This is a genomic window from Bradyrhizobium sp. LA2.1 (genome assembly GCF_040547725.1).
Lineage (GTDB): Bacteria > Pseudomonadota > Alphaproteobacteria > Rhizobiales > Xanthobacteraceae > Bradyrhizobium > Bradyrhizobium barranii.
Genome location: NZ_JBEPQI010000024.1, coordinates 151,457 through 170,180, shown reverse-complemented (window position 1 = coordinate 170,180; position 18,724 = coordinate 151,457). Strand labels below are relative to the sequence as shown.

Below are 18,724 nucleotides of genomic sequence, written 5' to 3'. Positions count from 1 at the left end.
TTCAAGCTGAGTACTGCGCTTATGGCTGTCCATAAGGACTGTTACGCACCAATTGGACTAATCCAACAAGGCGGCCCTCGCCGGAGGGAGACGCTTTTCCACACCCACGACGGGCAGTAGCTCGCGCGCATTCGGAGCTCCTACGATTGGGACTTGCGTACATCGCCCTAAGAGGCGCGACATTCCCTGGGGAGGCGCGTCATCAAGCAAAAAAGCTCTGATTCCAGTCACGAACTAGCGACCGCACGCGCCAGCGACGACACGAAGATTTTGAACCTTTCTCGGAGCCAAGGCACTACCCTGATAACCTTGAGGGTACGGTTCTATGAGTGCTGTCGATATCGTCGGCTGGGCTTTATTGGTAGCGGTGCTGGTGGCTACGCTGAGCACAAAGAAAAGGCCGTTGGGTTGAGCGCCTGCATTGCTTAAGGCGTTACCAGGGAAGTTTAGCGATCTCGTAGGCAACAAACGCCAGAAGCGCAATCCAAGCGAGCGACACGCACCAAGATCTGAGAGATACGTTCACCATACCATCCCCAAAAAAGGCAATGACGCTCCCCTGCGGGATCGATGCTATTCCGTTCGCCCGCAGGTTGATGTAGCCAAGCCGCAACACCCAGCTCAGATCTCTAGCAAAAATTCCTTATTATTACTAAGCATTTACCGGGAACTAAATGCACGCTAGCGTGCACGGAAGTGGAAGAATAAATCCACCAGGCCAGGGAAAGAGCGGGGATGGTGGCCCTCCAACGAGAGCCGGAGCTTCACTTCCCCCCCGACAGGCATTAGCTCGCGCAAGATCCGCGCCTCCAGTGTGAGCCGATTTTCTCGCCCGGCTCGTGCATGGTAAATCAGGCACCTTCAGGGGGACGACGATTTGCCACGGCTTAAGTTTCTCGATGGCTTGCGCGGATGGGCAGCTATTTTTGTGCTGCTCTATCACGTCTTTTGCGATGCAATCCCGTTTGACGACAGGGCCGCGGCGTTGCTTCAGTTGTTCCTGCCCTTCAGCGGGATCATGGCAATCTTCATATTTTTCGTCGTGTCTGGATTTTCGCTCTCGATCGATTATCTCGATCGAGGCGATCTGAAGTCGTGGGTAAGAATTGTAGCCGGCCGCTACTTCCGCCTGGCGATCCCGATCTTCCTGGCCTGCTTAGTGGTCCATCTCGCAATGATTGCGGGAGCAATATCACCAGGTGAGATCAGGCACCCGAAATTCCAGCAGGGTTTGGCTTTTGCTCCGACCTGGCAGCACTTGTTCTACTTTTCCTGGTACGGTGTCTTCTTCGACTATCGCGACACTTATATCGGTCCGCTCTGGACAATGCGGTACGAGCTATTCGGCTCGTTTATTGCGCTGGCGGGTGTCATCGCCTTGCGGCGTGCCCCCGCACGGATCTTTTGGTTCAGCGCGATCGCCGTCATCTTAAGCTTGGTGTTGGACGACTATTGGCGGATGTTGGCGCTTTTTCCCGCCGGCTGCGTCCTTGCGGACCTTCATCTCAGGGGCTGGCTCAATACCATTCCTCGTCCCGTAGGATGGCTTTTGATCTTGGCCGGATTCCTGAGCGTTCCCTTACGCTCCTGGATCGGATGGGAGCTCGGCGTTCTGGCATTGGTCGTGGGATGCGTTTGCCTTGACTCCGCGCGCACCTTGCTCGGATCGAAGACATCGAGACTTCTCGGTGAGATCTGCTACCCGCTCTACCTCATCCATGGCCCTGTAATCTGGCTCGTGGGGGAGCCCCTGCTGAGGCGTGCGAACGGCAGCATCGTGGCTGGTCTGGTCATCGACATCGCAGTTGTGATCCTCTCGCTGCTTGCCGCTGTCCTGTTCCTTCCGGCAAACAACCTGGCAATCGCTGCAGCCAGATGGATCGGTGCACGCGCGGCAAGCTTCGTCGAGCCGCGGGAGCCCGCTAGAATCACCAGCAGCGATGGAACCGTTTTTGCCCCGACGCGGACTGGCCCGCCAGCGTGAACCGGCGCCCACCCGTAAGTTTCCCAAGGTCAAAAGAAAAACCCGCCGACCTTGTGAGCCGGCGGGGAGTTTATTTGGACTATAGATTGCGACCAGGGATACCGGCGGCGGCTCGGAGCCTGATCGAGCTTAGACGGACGCGCGAGCCAATCTAAGTGGCAGATTCCGCCTCAACCGCCAGCGGTGTGTCATCAGCCGCTGCCGGTCGCGCTTCTTGTAGATGCCGCGCCGGCGCTTCATGCACCCACTCCGCCGCCACACGCCCAACCCACGCCGACGGCCGCGCGATTGAGATCACTTTCGGCGACATGCGCGGGATGGGCGTGCGGGGGTCTTGGTCTATTGCGCCGACTACCGGTGGCGCCTGCGTTCAGCTCTAGCATCGAAATAGATGACCACCGCGAACGTGACGCCGACAACCAGAACGGCGACAACGCCTGTAATTAGTAACATGGGATCCATAGCCGGATTAGTATTTCTAGGCGTCCGGCACGGGGCAACTCACGAATGATTAGCGCAGGCCCATCAACGTGAACCGGCGGGTCAGCGCTTCGCTGCGTTGCCAGCTAATTCCATCGCGAGATCTAGGGCTGCGATTCCAATTTGGTCGGTCGGACGAGATCGACAGCGCTGGTCCATCCAAGCAATTATCGCTGTAAAGTCACCGCCTCCAACAATTTCTCTATCGCCGCTAACATTCAGGCCACTGATGAAGCCTACAACCCAGGATTTGAAAGCGCCCTTTACTACCGCATTCTTGGTTCTGTTCGTCCAAGCCGAGCACGACTGCGAGCCGGCACCCACGATGGTGGCGCCGGCGCGGAGCGGATTGGTTGGCAGTAGTAGCAAGGCGACGACCGCCAATACCCTCATCATCAGAACCGGTAAGCTGGATGTAGAAGACCAGCCTACAGATCTAGGTCGCTCTTGTCAGCCGCAGTAGACAACCCGAACGCTGGCCGCTGCCGGGCGCACAGTGCTGAAGAAGGAGCACGACACGACGGAGTGGCGAGCGGCGATGGAAGCCTTGTTGCTGGCAGTCGAGCGCGGCGGCCCGACGATGTTCGCCCGGATCGGCACCATACGGGCATTGAACCGGGACCACGTTCCAGAGTCTAACCCGAAGGGAAAAGGGCCGCATTGGGGCCGGCGCAAGCTCAAGAGGGATCAATGACCGTCTTCGCATACGTAAACATCGTCAAATAGGTCGGGGACGTCGACCACATCAAGGTCTTTGCGACGGTCGACGCCGACCGGTCGCGGACTTGCTTGCTCAACCTCCTAATCATGCGAATGCGGAAGCATACGCCAGAGGCTGCGCAATTGTCGGGAGCGCACTTGTCCTCAGTTCTTAATTCGCATTCAAGCCTGGCAGCGGTGCGCCGTCCACGCCGTTCAAGTTGATCTGGTTGTTCTTGTATGACGAAACGGTGCCGCCACTCGCCTGGCTGACGCCAGCCTGCGTCAGACCGATCAGCGCCATCGCGCCCTTCAGCGCGAGGCGCTTGTTCCAGATTTCGCACTCACCGAGGCGCACCAGGAAGCGCTCGAACACGTAGCGCGTGGCAGCAGCCTGGTGAGACACCTCCATCGAACGGGAGGCATTCACGAGGCGGGAGAGCACGCTCTCAGCGGACGCGTTGTTGTAGACCTTGGGCATTACAGGCTCCTTGGGCTCGGCAGGTTGTCACGGAGGTCGCCGGCAAGTCGGAAACGCCACCCACGTCTTTTTCCTCTGGCGGGCATGGACGCTGAACGCACGGTGGCCGGGCAGAACGTCGCTCCACCGCAGAAACAGCAGACGTTGCCGAGTTCGGGAGGCCGTTCGCGATCGTGGTGACCACGACGGCAAGGCCCACAGGCAGGAGGTTCGCAGCAGCCGTAAGTGCCGCTTTGATCCCGGACAGTTCGAACGTCGACCACTGACACGCCCCATAGAAAACGACGGCGTTCGCGGCGATGATCAGCCAAAGCTGTCTTCGGTTCTGATCCTTCAGCTTCTCCGATCCGCCCTTCTTCCCCATGAAACCTCGGTCCAGATCAAGCAATTTCCTCGATTACCATGTAGTGGCGCAGGCCCGCAGATGCACGCGATGGTCGCCCCTCCGCGGACCAAATCCCCAGCCACGCCGTCGAAGTCCGACCGCACTCAATGTTCTCATTATATTCTCGTAAGGAATGGCAGCAGATCGACCCGCAAGCTGGCGCATGCCGAACAGAAAAGAGATGGAAAAGTTGGCCGGGCAGTCTTCGGACGGCAAGAACGCGCCGGCTGCCCCCGCGGCCGGCCCGGCGGCTCCGTTGTCGCCTGCGTATTGGGACGCCCTCCTACGGGACGCCTGCGCCGACTCCAGCCGGCCCGACCCGTCTATCCGGACGCAGCGTCTCTCGCAGATCACGCAGCACCTGCTGCGGGTCACCTGCGGCAGGTGCAGTCGGATTTCCGACCATGCTGCACGTGGCCGAAGCGACCTTGAACTATTCGGAGGTCCGCGAGGCTCTGGTCGAGCGTTATCAAGGCGTGCCCGCCGACTGGATCCGGTACGGCAAGCACAGCGGCGCGCGGTGGTCTAGCATCGACTAGTAAGGTATCCGGGCGCGCCCGCAAACCACCGGACATCCTCGATAACCAGCTGAAGCGAGGTGAGCGGCCGTGCACGAATGATATTTCGCCACCTATGCTCCGGAAAACGCCATTCAGCCAAGAGACCTCGAACTATATTCCGCCGAGATCGGTCTCCAATTGCCGCACCAGCTTGCTTGGAGTTGTGCCAAGCGCCTTCGACAACCTGAATAGTGTGACAAGCGTGGGCGATTTTAAACCACGTTCAAGCTGGCTCACGTAGGTTCGATGAATAGCCGCCCGGTCCGCAAGCTCCTCCTGAGAGAGTTGGGCGGATTGCCGTAGACTAGCGACCAGTTTTCCAAAGGCTATGTTGGGGTTTGTCACCCCGCGATAGTCCGAGCTTGAACACTAAAGGACTACAGACTATAGTATTCACATTGTGCGATTCCGGCTGGATCCGATCTTATGAGAGTACTCGCTATTTCGGATCTGCACTTGGAACGCCGGGCGTTAAACGAACTACCGTCCCTGAGTGAGTCATTCGACGTGCTGGTCTGCGCCGGTGACATTTGGGAAGGCGAACCCCAAAAAGCTGTTCAGTGTGTCACGCAAATCGCGCGTGGAAAGCCCGCGCTAATTGTTCCTGGTAATCATGAGTTTTGGACTCATGAGACCGGTGGACACACCATCGCTGACGTCATCAAATTAATGCGTAATGAGGCAGATCGACAAAACGCCGAGGCTCGTCGAAAGGTTGTCACCGTTCTAAGCGCCGACAGTCCTACATACGAAATTGACGATACGCGCTTTATCGGGCTGACGCTTTGGGGGGATTGGGCTCAAGCCAGCCGCTGGATGTGGGGCACTGACAATGAAATCGAGTGGGCAGCCCGCGCGCGCGCTATCGCGGTTCATCCAAAGACCGGTCCCCGTGAGTATGGCGCGATCACAACCGAAAGAGGCAGATGGACCCCATATGATGCCGCAGCCGAGCATGCGCGGGAAAGGGCTATTCTCGTTGACGAACTCGTTTCTATCCACGAAGGCCCAACCGTAGTAGTTACACACCACCCTCCTCTCGCTGCCTGCGTCGATGCATATCGAGGTGCTCGGCTTCCTTGGTGGGCACCCGCCTTCTACACATCAAACATCCTCCCAACATTACCCGATCATGTCCGGCCTGAACTTTGGGTCTGCGGTCATGTTCATGCTCCCTACCACGTAGAATGCGGTCGAACCCGCGTAATCTGCAATCCCGTCGAAGGCGGCCACTTCGACCCTGAACTCATCATAGACATTTGAAGATGGCAGAAGACGAGCGAGTCTTTTCTCATGATAATCTGGACCTCGAAGAGGAAGGCATGCCTTCGTGCCCCGCGCCCGAAGATTGGAGAGCTGAACTTGTCTGGGTGCACTACAAGCTCTTCCAACCACCAGAATCTCATCCGGAGTTAGCTGAAGGTCTTCCCGACTGCGGAATAGGATGGCTCGGCATTCTCGATCGGCTCTGTACACAGCTCCAATACCTTCTCGACGAAGAAGGTAAAGGCAATACGATTAAGCTGATGCAGATCAAGGAGGAGCAAGGCCTCCTACGGGTTTCTTGGAATGGGCTACTTTCGCAATCCACCACTGCTAACGTGGATAAGCTGATTGAGCTCGCATGTGCGTGTTCAGCATGCACGTGTGAAATCTGCAGTGAGGAGGGTCGGCTCTACCGCCGCGGAAGTTACCTTGCAACCGCTTGCGACCTTCACGCTAAGGGTGAACGAGCGCCAATGAAGCCTGGCCTCGAGAACATTTACATCCGTCGAGGCGAGATCAACGGCAAGATTCAAATTCTGTCTTGCAGACGATACGATCCGAAAACCAACAGCTTTACCGATGTGTCTCCTGCGTCGTTAGGGCTGGAATGACAGCCTTCCATGTACGCGAAGCTGCAAACCGCACTTCCATTATTGGCGTTTAAGTTCTCCTGCAATTCGCGCAACTCCTCCTATGAGTTGCTGCGGTTCAGCAATTCGTCGGATGCCGATGGGCGCTCCAAAGTCGTAATTTTCGATCACTGCTCAGGCTTCCGGTTGGGCAACGTTCAATCGGCATCGGGCCGAGCTTCCCGCATCAAACAAAGAAGGCGGAACAAATGCTGAGGATAACTATCGAATTGGTGCCTGGAGGCATTGAGTTGGAGAGCCGCGCCGTCGCTTCGATGCAGATATCCAACGTAAGCGACCTCGCTGACTGCTCGGACTACCATGTCGAGATTACGGAGACCGCAAACCCTTTGACTGGCGACCCAGCGCGTAAGGCCGAGTGCATGGTGGTTGCGCACCACCGCAGACAGAGGGTCTGGGCCCTCTTGGAGAAGGCGTGTTGCGAATTACTCAAGGATCGCAACAACTCGCTAAAATCTTGAGATGCAACATGCTTAGGTTCGACAAGGTCAGTGTCATTTGAGAGCACAGCCGCAACATCGTAATCGTTTCGAAATGCCCCGAGAAGAAGATGCGAGGCGAGATTTGCGTCGCGGCCTTTTTCCTCGGTCTTGTGAACCTTGACGACGGCTGGCCGTGGCTGCAGAAGTTGATTGGCGAGCGGCGGACGGAACGCCGGCGGGTGGACCAGGCCTGAGAATTTCTTTGCACTCAGAAAACTCCCCATGTGCAGAGAAATTTCAGGAATGGTAGCGAGCGCGTCGAAATAGACCTGCTGCCGGGCTGGAGCGAGCGGATCAACGCGGCGCGGTGTAGAGCGAACACCAATGATGATATTTTCCGGTTTGAGAAACTGGACGCAGAGCTGCTTGATGTTCAGCCATTTCGGATCGGGACGCTTTTCAAGCATCCGGTAATAAAGGTTGAAACCGTCAACATAAATAATGGTCCGCATAGGCTCTCAGGGGGCGAGGCCCAACAGACAAAGCAAAGGCCGTTTCAGGTTTCCCCTCCGGGGCCCTTGAACCGACAGCACGCTGCCGGCGGGTACCCTAAGATACCTCGATTTCGCATGATGATAAATGGCGATGCGAAAGCGCACTGATGGCGTCGTCCCGCTCTGCGACCTCGCCGCCCGCGAAAAGACGAGCGTGTCCGGGGTGGTTGAGGAATTGCTCCCGGGATGGCTGGAGGGGACCCACAAGCTCGAGGGATAGCCTCTCGATCAAGTTCAACCGCATCACCCAAAGGAAAACCCCGCCGTCGCCGGTGGGGCTTTTTGTGTCCTACGAAAGTGGAGGGCGTTTTTGTGGGGGCGTTTTATGCCCGTCGCCGCACCGATTCAATAATTCCGTGAACCGCTCTAGGTGCTCGGGCGGCGCAACGGCGGCAGGCGGGGCCAGGGCGCCTGCGGAGGCTGCTGGAGGCCCTCGCGGGGAGCAACCGGCTCAGACGCCGGCGAGGGCTCAGCGGCGGCCACCGGCGGTTCCTCGGCGGCCGGGGCGGCGGTGGACGGGTCCACCGCCGGCGGCGCCTGGTCAGCTTCAAGAGCACCCTCCGGCGCCGGCTCGCCAGCCGGTTCGGCTGCCACCGACGGCGCTTCCACGCTCGGCAAGGCGGTGGACGGCAATCCTCCATCCGGCGGCGGTTCTTCGGCGGTCTCGACCTCGACCCGGTCATCAAACTGCTCGATGAGCTTCGCCAGCGTGGCTTTGCTGACGCGACCGACATACCGCCCCTGCTTACCATTCCAGCTGAGCCCCGCCGCGCGCAAAGCGCCTTGCTTTTGCTCGCTTGCGTTACGGCTAAGACGGACCTTCACCTTCACGCAATCCTGCTTGGTGCCAGCCTCGTCGATGGAAGCCTTGGTCTGGACCTGTCCGGCGGCGCGGATGCCCCGGATCAGCGCCTCCAGCTCCGCAGGAGGCAGCTCGCACACCCCCGCTTCCTTCAACCCGGCAAGCACCACCGCCTCACGTTCGCCCTTCGCGGCCGCGGTGTCGCGATCAAGCTCTGCGCGCTCCTCGCTGATACGCGCCAGCCTTGCATCGATGCGTTTGAGTTCGTTCTTCATGGGATCTCCCTCCGTCTACCGCCGTATCGGAGCACGACGTCCAGCGGGGTCAAAACGAGAAGACGCCCAGCGGTGTGAGATTTCGTGGATTGGTGTGGATTGCTGCCGGTCCACCACCGCGCGGCCGGGCTCGATACCTGCAAAAACTTCAATTTGCGGGGACGGCCGGCCTATGAGCTTGCGGCTTTCCAGGGCGGCTGCCCATTGTTGGCCTGCTGAATGCCAAACGCTGAATGCCAAACGCTCAATATGCAATCTTTGGAAGCTTAGTTTCTGATGGCGATCCCTTACGCCCGATTTACCATCGTGTCGCTGACCGAGTTGGCGGGCGCGACCACGAACGTCGCCTATATCCTTCGGGACCGGATCGACGATCCACGCCTCCCCGGAGGAGCCGTCGATTACATCCACCTCGCGGGCGACGTCAGCTACCAGGATGTCTGGCTGCCGGACGCTCACCTCGTCAGCCATTATGACAGCGCCTCTCTTGCACGCGCGATAGACAGCGCCGAGCTTAGCAAGGTGATCAAGCCCCTCGATGAGCGCCAACGGCCACCGCAGGCAGGGTTTGCCCTCGTTGTCGCCCTGCCCGCACCGCACGAGGCGTCGCTTCACGAAGCTATCGAGATAACGCAGAGGATCGCATTACATGTCCGTGGATCGTCACGTCTGACTATCCACCTGGCGATCCACGAAGCTGGCACGAACCGCCACGCGCACTATCTTTTCTCCACTCGGCCGATCGACGCCAACGGCGAATTCGGTCTGAAGCAGCGCGATTTCGTGGCACGCGTCCGTCCTCGCGGCGATCAGGCCAAGGTCAAGGTAGAAGTCAAGGAAGGGATCCACTGGCCGAACCTTAGCTGGGAGATCCAGCAGGCATTTTTCGTCGAGCTTGGCACCGATCTCATCGTCGATCCCATTGCTCCCAGCCCCATGAAGCATCTAACGGACAGGAATGAGCTTCCCGCCGCGCGTCTCGACTACCGCAGCGCCAACATCGACATCATCAAAGGGCCGCCCCTCCTGCTCGTCGACGGACTCCTCCGTGGCCGATCCACCCTTCCGGTTGCCGCTGTGCGCCAACTATGCGGAAAATTCTTCGTTGACGGCGGGGACTCGCATATCGACCGCATCTTGATGGGCAAGGAAATCGTCACTTACGCCGATCTTCGCAAGCCGTCGACGGCCGCCTTCGTGACAACGAGGCCAGTCCACGATCTGCTGACGCTGGCCACCGAAATTCTCGATCAGCAGGGACAGAGCACAGTCGTCGCCGCCACTGGCGCCGATGAGCCCGCTGTCGTGGTGCAGATCGCCCGGCTGTGCGAGAACGCATCGGCTGACCACCCCCTCCTCCTCGCAGAAGCGCTCTCCAACTGCGAGGCCACCGCGAATGTGCTTTCAAACCCGGAAACCCGGCTCCTCAGGATCGACGGGCAGGAATCAACGGCCATTACCGACGCGCTGGCCCTGCGGCCCGGACGCCCCGTGATCGTCCCCCACGCCGAGCTCATCGAAGACCAGCCGCTGGCTTCGTTGATCGTGGCCGCGAAAAAGGCCGGCTCCAGGCTGGTCCTCGGTCACGTTCAAGGCGCCCAGACCGGAACAGTGCGCCGCCAGCTCGCCGCCTACGCCGCGGACGTGCTGGCAAGCCCCGAAATTCCGGCGGAGCAGGACGCTTCGGATGTTGCCGGACGACTGCTCCGGGCCGGCCTCGTGCGGCACGCCGTCGAGCTGATGGTGCGCGATGGCTTTATCGCGTTCGGCGATCGCCTTGACCACCGTCCGCACAAGCTGGAATTTATCGTGTGCGACGATCCAACGCGACTTGTCTCGACGCACAATGTTGCGCGAGGCGCCTACGGGCATTCCGGTCTTCACTACGCTCCTATAGCGCCGTCGATCGTCCAGGACGCACTCTCGGTCGGCGAATGGTTCGTGACAACCGACAAGTTGGTCTCCAATGAGGCCATCGAATGCGGCGAGTTTTTCCAGATCGCCGCTATCGATCGGGCAAGCGGCGTAACTGACGTTATGATCTGGGACGAGCGTCAGGTGATCGACCTTAAGCTTGACCACGCCCACATTCAGCCGGCGGCAGCTATTTCCCTGAGGCAAGCCTTCGGTCTCACGGCCCCTGCCCAATTGACCATTGAGGCCACGGATCCGCGCCGGGTATGGGCTGCTCTTCTGCTCGCGGCGCGCTATAACGACGGCGTGAAGATTTTTGTCGATCCCCAGATCGCGAGAAACCAGCTTGAGCTTGTCGAGGCTGCCCGTCGGTCGCTGTTCGCCGCGCTCCCGCATCAACGGACACAATGTCGCGACGCGAACGCCGACGCGAGCATGCTGGGGGATCAGTTTTTTTGGGAAGAGCTGCCCAAGAACGGAAAGGATAGCACTCCAGCACCGATCATTGCTTCGCAGGAGGTACGCAATCGGCTTGCATATAGCGCCTCCGCTCGCAGCGGCCTCAAATTGCTGCAAGACCTATGCAGCTCAAGAAATCCATATTGCGGCTCCTTCCGGGAAAGGGCGCTGGACGCGTTCAGCCCTATCACCAAGGCATTTGTTCGTCACTACGCCGGTGAGGAAGTCGATGGATTCACCGCTCGGCACAAGCACGCGCAGAGCGATCCCGATGCGGACCTCGATCTGCCGCCTGACTTGGATGAACCAACGAACTGGACCATTTGGGAGGTCCAGCTATTCATCTGGGATTTGAGCAGCCTTGAGCTCGAAGTAAGACTCGGGCGCTTCCGCGACCTGCCGAATCCGCTTGTGCCGTGGCAGAAAGCAACACTCTGTCATAACGATCGTCGGCACAACCGTCCGGGCGAGCGCGACATGGGCTGACGATTCGATCGAGCAGCCTCCGGAACCGTTCGTTAACCATCGCGCTTCGAGAATTTTCGCCCAACCGTAGACACGCGTTGAATCGGACCATACCTCAGTGATGCCGCGAAAATCCCGAGCGGCCGCCGCCCAGTAGTTGCAATACCGAGCGACGGCCTGACCACAGCGATCCCGTAGGAGATCCCCATGGCTACGCCCATCTATAACGCCGATTCGCCGTCCTTTCTTCCCTTCCTCTTGTCCCCGCCCCGCCCCGACGCGATGCAGCCGTTTGGCTCGCACGCCTGGGAGTTCCACGTTCCGGCGGAATTCGTAACCACGCTCAGCACGAACATCGGCTAGGCCTCGATCGCGAGGTTCGTTTATTGCGCCGCCGTCCCGGCGCAATGATCAATCGCGACGACACTTTGCTCCCCGATCTGGTCCGCCGTGGCGGATCCGACGGGTCCTGATTGCTTGCTTTCCGACTGACGGAACTGGCAGTACAGCGCCGATGCGATCATCAAGACCTCGCGATCCCTGACAAAAAGAAAGGGATTTCGAACAATGTCGTCCACTTCCATCCACCTCCCCTGCACGTCCAAGGTCATCCGCGGCGGCGACGAAATCGCCGGACCGCGGTGTATTCACAACAATGCGAGCCGCATCGCTGTGACCGTATTCCCGATGCGCGAGCTTGCCAACGTCGTGCTGCCGGCCGGGCCTGCGTTCTACGTTTTGCAAAATCACGACTCGATCTATCTCGGCGAAACTGCCGGTGCCGAAACCCGTATCGTTCAGCACCTGCTCGATGCCACCAAATCCTTCGCGCGCGAGGGGTTGGTCGTGACGGCTTGGCCCGCCCCTTGGCCGAGCAAGCTTCCTGTCATCTACTTGCAGCACCGCTTCTGGTCAGCCGCGCAGGCGGCAGGACTAATGAACGTCGTCAACAAACAGACCCCCACTCTTCCGCTCGTCCCCGAAGACGAACGGGGCGTGTTCGAACGCTATTTCGAGGACGCCCGCCAGGCGTTGTTCGACGCGGGCTGCCGGGCCTTTGATTCCGCCTTCGAGAGCCAGTGCCGCACCACTGTGGCGACCGACACCGAGGAAGATCTCGGCGCCGAAGGTCCGATGCAGATCGATGTTCTCGTGCACCCGCCGGCCGGCGGCGAGGTCGAGCTGCGCTACTGCGGCCTCTGGGCCCGCGGTTATGCGGAAGCGGATGGCAGCTTCGTTGTCATGCCGGGCGCGGAGTTGCGGAGCGCAATCAACCAGAGCTCCAACAAGATTGTGACCACGCGGCGCAACGAGCTCAAGCGTGTTGGAGCCCTTGAGGTGATTCCGGGGTCCGGCCGAGAGCGCCTTCTCGTCGGGGTCCGCTTCGCGTCGGCTTCGATTGCCGGCAAAGTCGTAACCGGTGCCCACGTTCCCAGCAGCGTTTGGGCGCCGCGGCCGCACGCGCAGCCGATTCTGGTCGTGATGTAAGGGAGGCCCGAACATGACCTCCTCGAATATGCCGCCGAAGACGCCGCGCACGCGCCGCAAGTCACCTCGCAATCCGCCTGCGGTGTCTCATCGTCCGGCAGATGGCCATCCGCTTTCGTGGTGGCGCATCATTCCTCCTCGCTTCCTCGGCGAGCCCGAGCGCTTGTATATCAACGAGTCGCTGACCGGGCTCGCGGTCTTTGGTGCCGACCAGAACCTTACCGCAGCACTCGCGGGCGACGCCGCCGCCGCTATCGCGTCGGCGCTTTCCCTGGCGCCGCTCCGCGAGATCAACCTGAAGGTCGATATTGCGATGACGGCCTTGATGTCCATCGCGCTTCGCGGCGATCCAGCTGCGGTCCTCCTGCTGGCGCATATCCTGGGACGCGGAGAATGGGGCAATCCTAGCGCCGAAGACCTGGGTCTTGCCTGGCTTGACCGCCACACGTCATATCCGATGAGCCGCGAGCAGTTCGCAGCCTACGAAGTCGCCCTTGCTGCAGCCTTTTTGGAGACGTGAGCATGCGACTCCAGATTTTCTCTGATCTGCATGCTGATGTGCTCCCGATCAAACCCGTCACGATCGCCGATAACATCGATGCCGTCATCGTCGCCGGCGATACCTGCGAAGGCGCATCGCGCGCCTTCGCGCGGTTGCGTCAGATCGTGCCTTCGCACATCCCCCTGATCGTGGTGATGGGAAATCACGAGTATTATCGTCGCTTCCTTCCGCTCGAGTTGAAGGAAGCGCGCATGCTCGCGCCTCAGTTCAACATTCATCTCTTGGAGGACGCCGAGATTACGCTCGGTGGCGTCCGCTTCATGGGCGCAACGCTCTGGACTGATTATCGCATGTTCGGCAATGCCCTGCAGATCCCGGTGATGCAGACTTGCGGCAGCGACATGAACGATCACCGCCGCATTGGTTACCAAAAGTCGCCGTGGCGACGTTTTCGCCCGCAGGAGGCCGACCTCCTGCATCATCGCTCACGTTCGTTTCTTGAAGAGGCCTTGAACTCGCCGTCCGACGGCGCCCCGACCGTCGTCGTAACGCATCACGCCGTGCACTTGAACTCCGTGGATCCGGCCTATCGCGACGACTGGTTGACGGCGGCCTACGTTTCCGATCTGTCCCAGCTGATCGCGACGACCCAGCCGAACCTGTGGGTGCATGGCCACGTGCACAAGTCGTTCGATTATCACGTCGGTCAGACCCGTATTGTCTGCAACCCCCACGGTTATGGCGGCGAAAACCCGACTTTCGACGGCGCCTTGGTCGTCGAGGTGGGCTCGTGACGGGAGATAGCAATCGAGGCCACACGCCTGAGGTGCTTGCCGACGCACGCGAAGCCATCGTAACGGGGGCCGCAGCGAATTCGGCGGGCGATCAGCGATACAGTAACCTTCCAAGAATTCTGCGTTATGCGATGCTGGCCCGCGACAATGCGGATCATCTTGAAAAGCGCCTCGCCGCGGAGGTCGCCGACGCCTGCCCCGAACTCGCCGAGAATATCGAGTGGGCGGCGAACTTCGATCCATTCATCGGCCTTCAATTGGCAGCAGAGCTCGACCGACGCGCTGTCACTCAAGCAGGCAAGCAAGGAGGACGCGCGCGTTACCAGGGCCGGCCGGATCTTGCGCAAGACCAGTATCGATGAGTTGCCCCAGTTGTGGAATGTGGTGCGCGGAGAAATGTCGCTAGTAGGTCCGCGGCCCCATGCTCTCGCGCACGACAACTATTACGATCAGATGATCGGCAATTGCGCCTGTCGTCGTCACGTCAAACCAGGCCTGACCGGCTGGGCTCAGGTAAACGGCTTGCGCGGCGAGACACCCACCATCGATCTGATGAACAAGCGCGTCGAGTATGACGTATGGTACGTCTCAAATTGGAGCATTTGGCTGGACATCCGCATCATGATGCGGACTGTGGTGGCGCTCTCGGGTCAGGACGTTTATTGAGCCATTCTTATCGTAGGTTCAGCATATCGCGGATCAGCGTCGCGCGATCAGCGCTTTTCGACGTCGGTCTCGTGCCATGCGCCACCGAGCTGACCGCCAAAGTCGTCTATTGTGAGGTAAGTGTCTCGCTCGACATCGTCGGGCCTAATGGATGGGTACGTATGGCAAGACCCGCCCTTGACCTCCCGATATTGGGTTAGCTCGATCCCGCAGCAATTTCGATCCGAGCCGGGTTCGATTCCAGTTGGGACGATTGTGGAGACCGGAGCGGCATGGGCACTCCCTGCTGCAAGGAGCCTGCTGTTTTATTTTTGCCACGGCGCGTCAGCTTGTTGGCATTTTTTGTTGGTATCGGCAACAATGCCGGCACTCTGGGTCGATACTGCGGCGCAACTCTTATCCCTTCGATGGCGCCAGTCCATTACCTCAAGGGTAGCGAACTGCTCAGTTCACAGGATCACCCGACGGCCGGCCAGCCAGAATCGCAAAGCTGACCGCTGCGAGATTTAAGGCAACCGCGCTCGTGCGTCGTGCGACGTCCTGAACGGCAGTCACGTCCAGCGGATTTGAGCCGAGCAAGTCATCAAGCTCGGCCTGGAGAATTTGGAGCTCCGCCTTGCACCCATCCAGCACGATGTTCAGCATCCCCGGGTCACTCAAAGGCCTGCCTTGCATATACTGAGCGTGCTGTTCTGGCCGTTATGTCAATTCGTAAATAGCCGCAGCGGAGAGCTAGCGCCGGTGGCGGGATATTCCGGGGCCGCGCGAACGTTGCGAGGGACGAAATGATAGGGAAAGTTGAGCGCAACTTGTGGTACACCAAGGCAGGTCGGGCCCTCGGTCCCGAAATACAAAGGATTGAAAACCCCACAACTGTTCTTGCCCACATGAAGAAAATTTAGATGGGAGGGGCCCCGTCGATTTGACGCATCTCAAGTTTCAGCAATTTTCACTCCCTCCGGGCGCTAGTCCAATCCCTTCAGGAGCTGACTTACTCCCTCAGGGGGGCGAACGGGCGGTTGACGTGCCCTTGTAAGCCCTACCTTGGTCGCGGGATGCGACTTCCGACGTTGCCGACGCACTGGCCCAGCGCGCAGCCGACACCGATGTGGAGGTCTCGCCTGCACTGCAGGACTTCATCGCCGCTAACGCCACAAACGCGCTTCGACATGCAGCTGACGCTGCCCTTGCGCGGAGTCGCCTGATGCCCCGTGAGGATTAGCCTCTGGCCGCCGGTGCAATGACCACGACGTGCATCAACTGTGACGATCTCGGCTGGGTTTGCGAGAAACAGCCGTGACCGTCCTTGGGACGGCCCGCGCGCCTGCACCTGTGGCGGCGCCAGGGCGCCCTGACACGGGATATGCTCGGCTCCACAACGCGCATAATTGCGCTGCGGAAGGGCGCGCCTGAGTCGCGGCGGGTCAAAGGATGATTGGGGGCAATCCACCGCTTAATGAGGGTGGCGCCCCTTGAGCTCTCGCTTTGGTTGCGGTTGGATGTATGGAGGGCTTTCAGATGCGCATCTTACTTTTTAACTCTGGATCGGCAAGGACGACCAGAAATAATGGCACAAACGGCTTGCTTGCCGGCGCGGCAGCAGCGGATTTGACCAAACAGGTGCGAGGCTGTTCTGGTCTCAATCCAGCGGAGACACCTTATGCAGATTAAGCTTCCCGCGACCGACCTCAAGGCAGTGCAAAGCGTCGACAGCATTGAACTTAAAGACGAAGCCGGGAGGCCGATCGGCCAATACTTGTTCGGAAAGGGCCACGGACGAACCATCTTCCTATTCGGAAAATACAAAGGCACATTCAAGACCCACGCTGAGTGCCAGGCGTTCGTTGACGGTATCCTTGCCGTGATCAATCACCACGGCACCACTCAATGATATGTCATGTCGAACGGATCAGCTGAGCGCAGACTTAGACACCGTACTCAAGTCGAACGAGAAAATCTTCCACCAACTCAACACCAGCCGGTGTGGCCAACAGATCGATTGGCTTATGCTGGTTCAAGCCGATAGCCGGCCGTTCCAACCATTGCTCAGCTTCCTGCATGGAACCGAAAATGGAGGTTGCTTTCGCCAGGACTTCCGCGAGCTTCCATGTTCGCCCACTTTGCTCTGGGCTGAGTGGCTTGCCTCCCGCGGAGGCATGGCGTTGGTAGGTGCGATGGCTCATTCCAATCGCTTTGGCGAAAGAGTCGTCCCAACGAAGAAACGCCAGGTTCTCAACCAGATGTAACAGTGCTCTGGACGGAAGCCCGTTCAGAAGCATCTCATGCGCCTCCAACGGGCTTTGGGGAACCTTTCGAAAAGTAGACGGAGCGCCAAGCAGACTAGCGACTGCAGCCAGCCGCGTCTTCTCAATCGGTTGTGGCCGGTCGGTGTCTCGTTTACGCATTTGAAGTCGTTTAGTCATGTGTCGTTCCATCTATGACAGTTGGCGCAAACGTTCAAGAAAGGCGGATCGGTGTTCCGGCCGGTGCCCGCGGGATCCTGCGGCAGGACGCATGCTCAAAGGCCTCGAAGCGGGTCGAGCCACCTCACTGAATATGGTTGGGTCGCACCCTTATGACCAAGATCCGGTGCATTCAGACAAGCGATCGAGCGCGCACCATTGGGCTTCGCGGTGCGGGATGTCGGCTATGCTGCGTAGCCACCTGGTGGGTTGGCTCGCCAGCCAGACTCAAGGTTCGCTTAAATCGACTCGATTCTTCTTTGCGAGCACACCGGCATGGAGGCGATCGAGCCTGCCGCGAATTCACGCGCAGCAGGATCAAGGAGGTCCTTCCACCATGCACAGCAAGCCCGTCATCTTTGTCGTGGGCGCCGATAAGGGCGGCGTCGGCAAGACCACCGTCACCCGCGCCTTTCTGGATTTCCTCGACGCGCGCGGCGTCAGCAACCGAGCCTTCGATACGGAGAATGAGGTCGCCGAAGGCGTGCGGAAGCGCTTCTTCCCGGAGCGCACCGAGATCGTGAACTTGCGCGACTCCGACGACCAGATGAAGGTGTTCGACACGATCAGCGGCGCCACCGCCACGGTGATCGATGTTCGCGCCGACCTGCTGTCGCCGACGCTGCAGCTCCTTGGAGGATATCGGCTTCCTCGATCCTAGCCGCTTTGGCATCACGATCATGCACGTGCTCGGCAACAACCAGGCGTCGATCGATGAGCTGGCGCCGGTCGTGCAGAAGATCGCCGGCATGCGTCACATCGCGATCGGCAACCACATCAATGACACCAAGTTCGCCTTCCCCGCTGGCGCAGTGAAGATCCCGATGTTGTCCGCCAAGGCGAGCGAGGCGGTCGACAGGTCCAACTCCGGCTTCGCTGCGTTCGGTGCCAACAATCAGTCGGCCGTGCTGAGCGGGACGGTTAAGAAGTGGTTGAAGGATGTCTTCACCGAATTCGACCGCGTGAAGCTGCCCTGATCGCATTTGACTTCAGGCGATTTTGTCGACTAAACGTTTTCTTCGGTCGAGAAAACGCGGAGGTCTCAGATGACGCTGCGTGTGACAGTTGAGTTGATTCCAGATGGCCAAGAAAGGTTCATCCGTACACTCGCGCGCGCCGAGATCTCGAATGTCGGCGGCTCAGCGTGGGTTGGCGACTACGAGTTCACGGTGGGTGAGGAAGACAACGATCTGACCGCAGTGCGGGCATGGACAGATACCGGTCGCATCGAGAAGCACTCCCGCGCGACATCGGTTTGGCTGTTGGTCGCGAAGGTCGCCATGTGGGCGCACCGGCGCAACCAGGAAGACTGAGTTGGCATCTGCCAACTCAGTCGGCTGTACAAGGCCGGGAGCCAAAACTCAAAAAATTGACAGGTGTCACCTCGGCCCTAGTTAGCATCAACGAAAATCTGGC

Annotated in this window: 22 protein-coding genes and 1 pseudogene; 16 read left to right on the top strand and 7 right to left on the bottom strand. The window is 59.4% G+C overall.

Annotated features, from left to right (window positions below; all coding sequences use genetic code 11):
* Positions 1-877 precede the first annotated feature (877 nt).
* Complete coding sequence (locus ABIB95_RS35830) at positions 878-1,984, top strand: acyltransferase family protein (protein WP_354246638.1); 1,107 nt, start codon at positions 878-880, stop codon at positions 1,982-1,984.
* 976 nt (positions 1,985-2,960) lie between these two features.
* Complete coding sequence (locus ABIB95_RS35825; RefSeq protein ID WP_502917912.1) at positions 2,961-3,158, top strand: hypothetical protein; 198 nt, start codon at positions 2,961-2,963, stop codon at positions 3,156-3,158.
* Between the two features lie 177 nt (positions 3,159-3,335).
* Here the strand turns inward: ABIB95_RS35825 and ABIB95_RS35820 are convergent, their stop codons facing one another.
* On the bottom strand, positions 3,336-3,644 hold the full coding sequence (locus ABIB95_RS35820; RefSeq protein WP_354246636.1) for a hypothetical protein: 309 nt from the start codon (positions 3,642-3,644) through the stop codon (positions 3,336-3,338).
* Between the two features lie 789 nt (positions 3,645-4,433).
* On the opposite strand from ABIB95_RS35820, the gene ABIB95_RS35815 reads away from it, so the two are divergent.
* Complete coding sequence (locus tag ABIB95_RS35815; protein WP_354246633.1) at positions 4,434-4,568, top strand: hypothetical protein; 135 nt, start codon at positions 4,434-4,436, stop codon at positions 4,566-4,568.
* A 132-nt stretch (positions 4,569-4,700) separates the two neighbouring features.
* Here ABIB95_RS35815 and ABIB95_RS35810 read toward each other — a convergent pair whose 3' ends face one another.
* A complete protein-coding gene (locus tag ABIB95_RS35810; RefSeq protein WP_038934759.1) occupies positions 4,701-4,934 on the bottom strand; it encodes a helix-turn-helix domain-containing protein in 234 nt (77 codons plus the stop codon).
* Between the two features lie 81 nt (positions 4,935-5,015).
* Between ABIB95_RS35810 and ABIB95_RS35805 the strand changes: the two genes are divergently transcribed.
* The gene (locus ABIB95_RS35805) at positions 5,016-5,852 is read left to right on the top strand and encodes a metallophosphoesterase family protein (protein ID WP_354246630.1); all 837 of its coding nucleotides are present in this window, start codon (positions 5,016-5,018) and stop codon (positions 5,850-5,852) included.
* 2 nt (positions 5,853-5,854) lie between these two features.
* Positions 5,855-6,466, top strand: coding sequence for a hypothetical protein (locus ABIB95_RS35800; RefSeq protein WP_354134195.1), 612 nt, complete (start codon positions 5,855-5,857; stop codon positions 6,464-6,466).
* Between the two features lie 334 nt (positions 6,467-6,800).
* Here the strand turns inward: ABIB95_RS35800 and ABIB95_RS35795 are convergent, their stop codons facing one another.
* Together ABIB95_RS35795 and ABIB95_RS35790 are read right to left on the bottom strand one after the other, a co-directional pair.
* Complete coding sequence (locus ABIB95_RS35795; RefSeq protein WP_354246626.1) at positions 6,801-7,439, bottom strand: PIN domain-containing protein; 639 nt, start codon at positions 7,437-7,439, stop codon at positions 6,801-6,803.
* Positions 7,440-7,847: 408 nt separating this feature from the next.
* Positions 7,848-8,558 carry a hypothetical protein gene (locus ABIB95_RS35790; RefSeq protein WP_354246623.1) on the bottom strand — a complete coding sequence of 237 codons (711 nt, stop codon included), beginning with the start codon at positions 8,556-8,558 and terminating at the stop codon, positions 7,848-7,850.
* A gap of 276 nt (positions 8,559-8,834) precedes the next feature.
* Here ABIB95_RS35790 and ABIB95_RS35785 point away from each other — a divergent pair, with 276 nt between their 5' ends.
* Both ABIB95_RS35785 and ABIB95_RS35780 read left to right on the top strand, forming a co-directional pair.
* Positions 8,835-11,417 (top strand): MobA/MobL family protein, encoded by a 2,583-nt coding sequence (locus tag ABIB95_RS35785; protein ID WP_354246621.1) that lies wholly within the window; start codon positions 8,835-8,837, stop codon positions 11,415-11,417.
* A gap of 186 nt (positions 11,418-11,603) precedes the next feature.
* Positions 11,604-11,759 carry a hypothetical protein gene (locus tag ABIB95_RS35780; protein WP_354246615.1) on the top strand — a complete coding sequence of 52 codons (156 nt, stop codon included), beginning with the start codon at positions 11,604-11,606 and terminating at the stop codon, positions 11,757-11,759.
* A gap of 20 nt (positions 11,760-11,779) precedes the next feature.
* On the opposite strand, the gene ABIB95_RS35775 is transcribed toward ABIB95_RS35780, so the two are convergent.
* On the bottom strand, positions 11,780-11,980 hold the full coding sequence (locus ABIB95_RS35775; RefSeq protein ID WP_354246613.1) for a hypothetical protein: 201 nt from the start codon (positions 11,978-11,980) through the stop codon (positions 11,780-11,782).
* Between ABIB95_RS35775 and ABIB95_RS35770 the strand changes: the two genes are divergently transcribed.
* From ABIB95_RS35770 to ABIB95_RS35750, 5 genes and pseudogenes are all read left to right on the top strand, one after another.
* Entirely contained in the window at positions 11,964-12,884 is a 921-nt protein-coding gene (locus tag ABIB95_RS35770) for a GIY-YIG nuclease family protein (protein ID WP_354246610.1), read from the top strand. The two genes, ABIB95_RS35775 and ABIB95_RS35770, sit on opposite strands and share 17 nt — an antisense overlap.
* A 13-nt stretch (positions 12,885-12,897) precedes the next feature.
* On the top strand, positions 12,898-13,404 hold the full coding sequence (locus ABIB95_RS35765; protein WP_354246608.1) for a hypothetical protein: 507 nt from the start codon (positions 12,898-12,900) through the stop codon (positions 13,402-13,404).
* Between the two features lie 2 nt (positions 13,405-13,406).
* Complete coding sequence (locus ABIB95_RS35760) at positions 13,407-14,180, top strand: metallophosphoesterase family protein (protein WP_354246606.1); 774 nt, start codon at positions 13,407-13,409, stop codon at positions 14,178-14,180.
* A complete protein-coding gene (locus tag ABIB95_RS35755; protein ID WP_354246656.1) occupies positions 14,177-14,542 on the top strand; it encodes a hypothetical protein in 366 nt (121 codons plus the stop codon). The genes ABIB95_RS35760 and ABIB95_RS35755 overlap by 4 nt, the downstream gene beginning before the upstream one ends.
* Positions 14,466-14,846: pseudogene (locus ABIB95_RS35750) on the top strand (sugar transferase); the annotation flags it as partial. The gene ABIB95_RS35755 and the pseudogene ABIB95_RS35750, both read left to right, overlap by 77 nt.
* A gap of 444 nt (positions 14,847-15,290) precedes the next feature.
* Here the strand turns inward: ABIB95_RS35750 and ABIB95_RS35745 are convergent.
* Positions 15,291-15,491 (bottom strand): hypothetical protein, encoded by a 201-nt coding sequence (locus tag ABIB95_RS35745; RefSeq protein WP_282520785.1) that lies wholly within the window; start codon positions 15,489-15,491, stop codon positions 15,291-15,293.
* A gap of 1,015 nt (positions 15,492-16,506) precedes the next feature.
* On the opposite strand from ABIB95_RS35745, the gene ABIB95_RS35740 reads away from it, so the two are divergent.
* Positions 16,507-16,737: a hypothetical protein gene (locus ABIB95_RS35740; RefSeq protein ID WP_038934721.1), complete on the top strand. Its 231-nt coding sequence runs from the start codon at positions 16,507-16,509 to the stop codon at positions 16,735-16,737.
* Between the two features lie 34 nt (positions 16,738-16,771).
* Here the strand turns inward: ABIB95_RS35740 and ABIB95_RS35735 are convergent, their stop codons facing one another.
* Positions 16,772-17,251 (bottom strand): Xre family toxin-antitoxin system antitoxin, encoded by a 480-nt coding sequence (locus ABIB95_RS35735; protein WP_502917913.1) that lies wholly within the window; start codon positions 17,249-17,251, stop codon positions 16,772-16,774.
* 394 nt (positions 17,252-17,645) lie between these two features.
* On the opposite strand from ABIB95_RS35735, the gene ABIB95_RS35730 reads away from it, so the two are divergent.
* The 3 genes from ABIB95_RS35730 (at position 17,646) to ABIB95_RS35720 (ending at position 18,621) form a co-directional block, all read left to right on the top strand.
* Positions 17,646-17,969 carry a P-loop NTPase family protein gene (locus ABIB95_RS35730; RefSeq protein WP_354246600.1) on the top strand — a complete coding sequence of 108 codons (324 nt, stop codon included), beginning with the start codon at positions 17,646-17,648 and terminating at the stop codon, positions 17,967-17,969.
* Complete coding sequence (locus ABIB95_RS35725) at positions 17,941-18,285, top strand: hypothetical protein (RefSeq protein ID WP_354246597.1); 345 nt, start codon at positions 17,941-17,943, stop codon at positions 18,283-18,285. Before ABIB95_RS35730 ends, ABIB95_RS35725 begins: the two co-directional genes overlap by 29 nt.
* Before the next feature lie 69 nt (positions 18,286-18,354).
* Positions 18,355-18,621: a hypothetical protein gene (locus ABIB95_RS35720; protein ID WP_354246594.1), complete on the top strand. Its 267-nt coding sequence runs from the start codon at positions 18,355-18,357 to the stop codon at positions 18,619-18,621.
* The last annotated feature ends 103 nt before the right edge of the window (positions 18,622-18,724 follow it).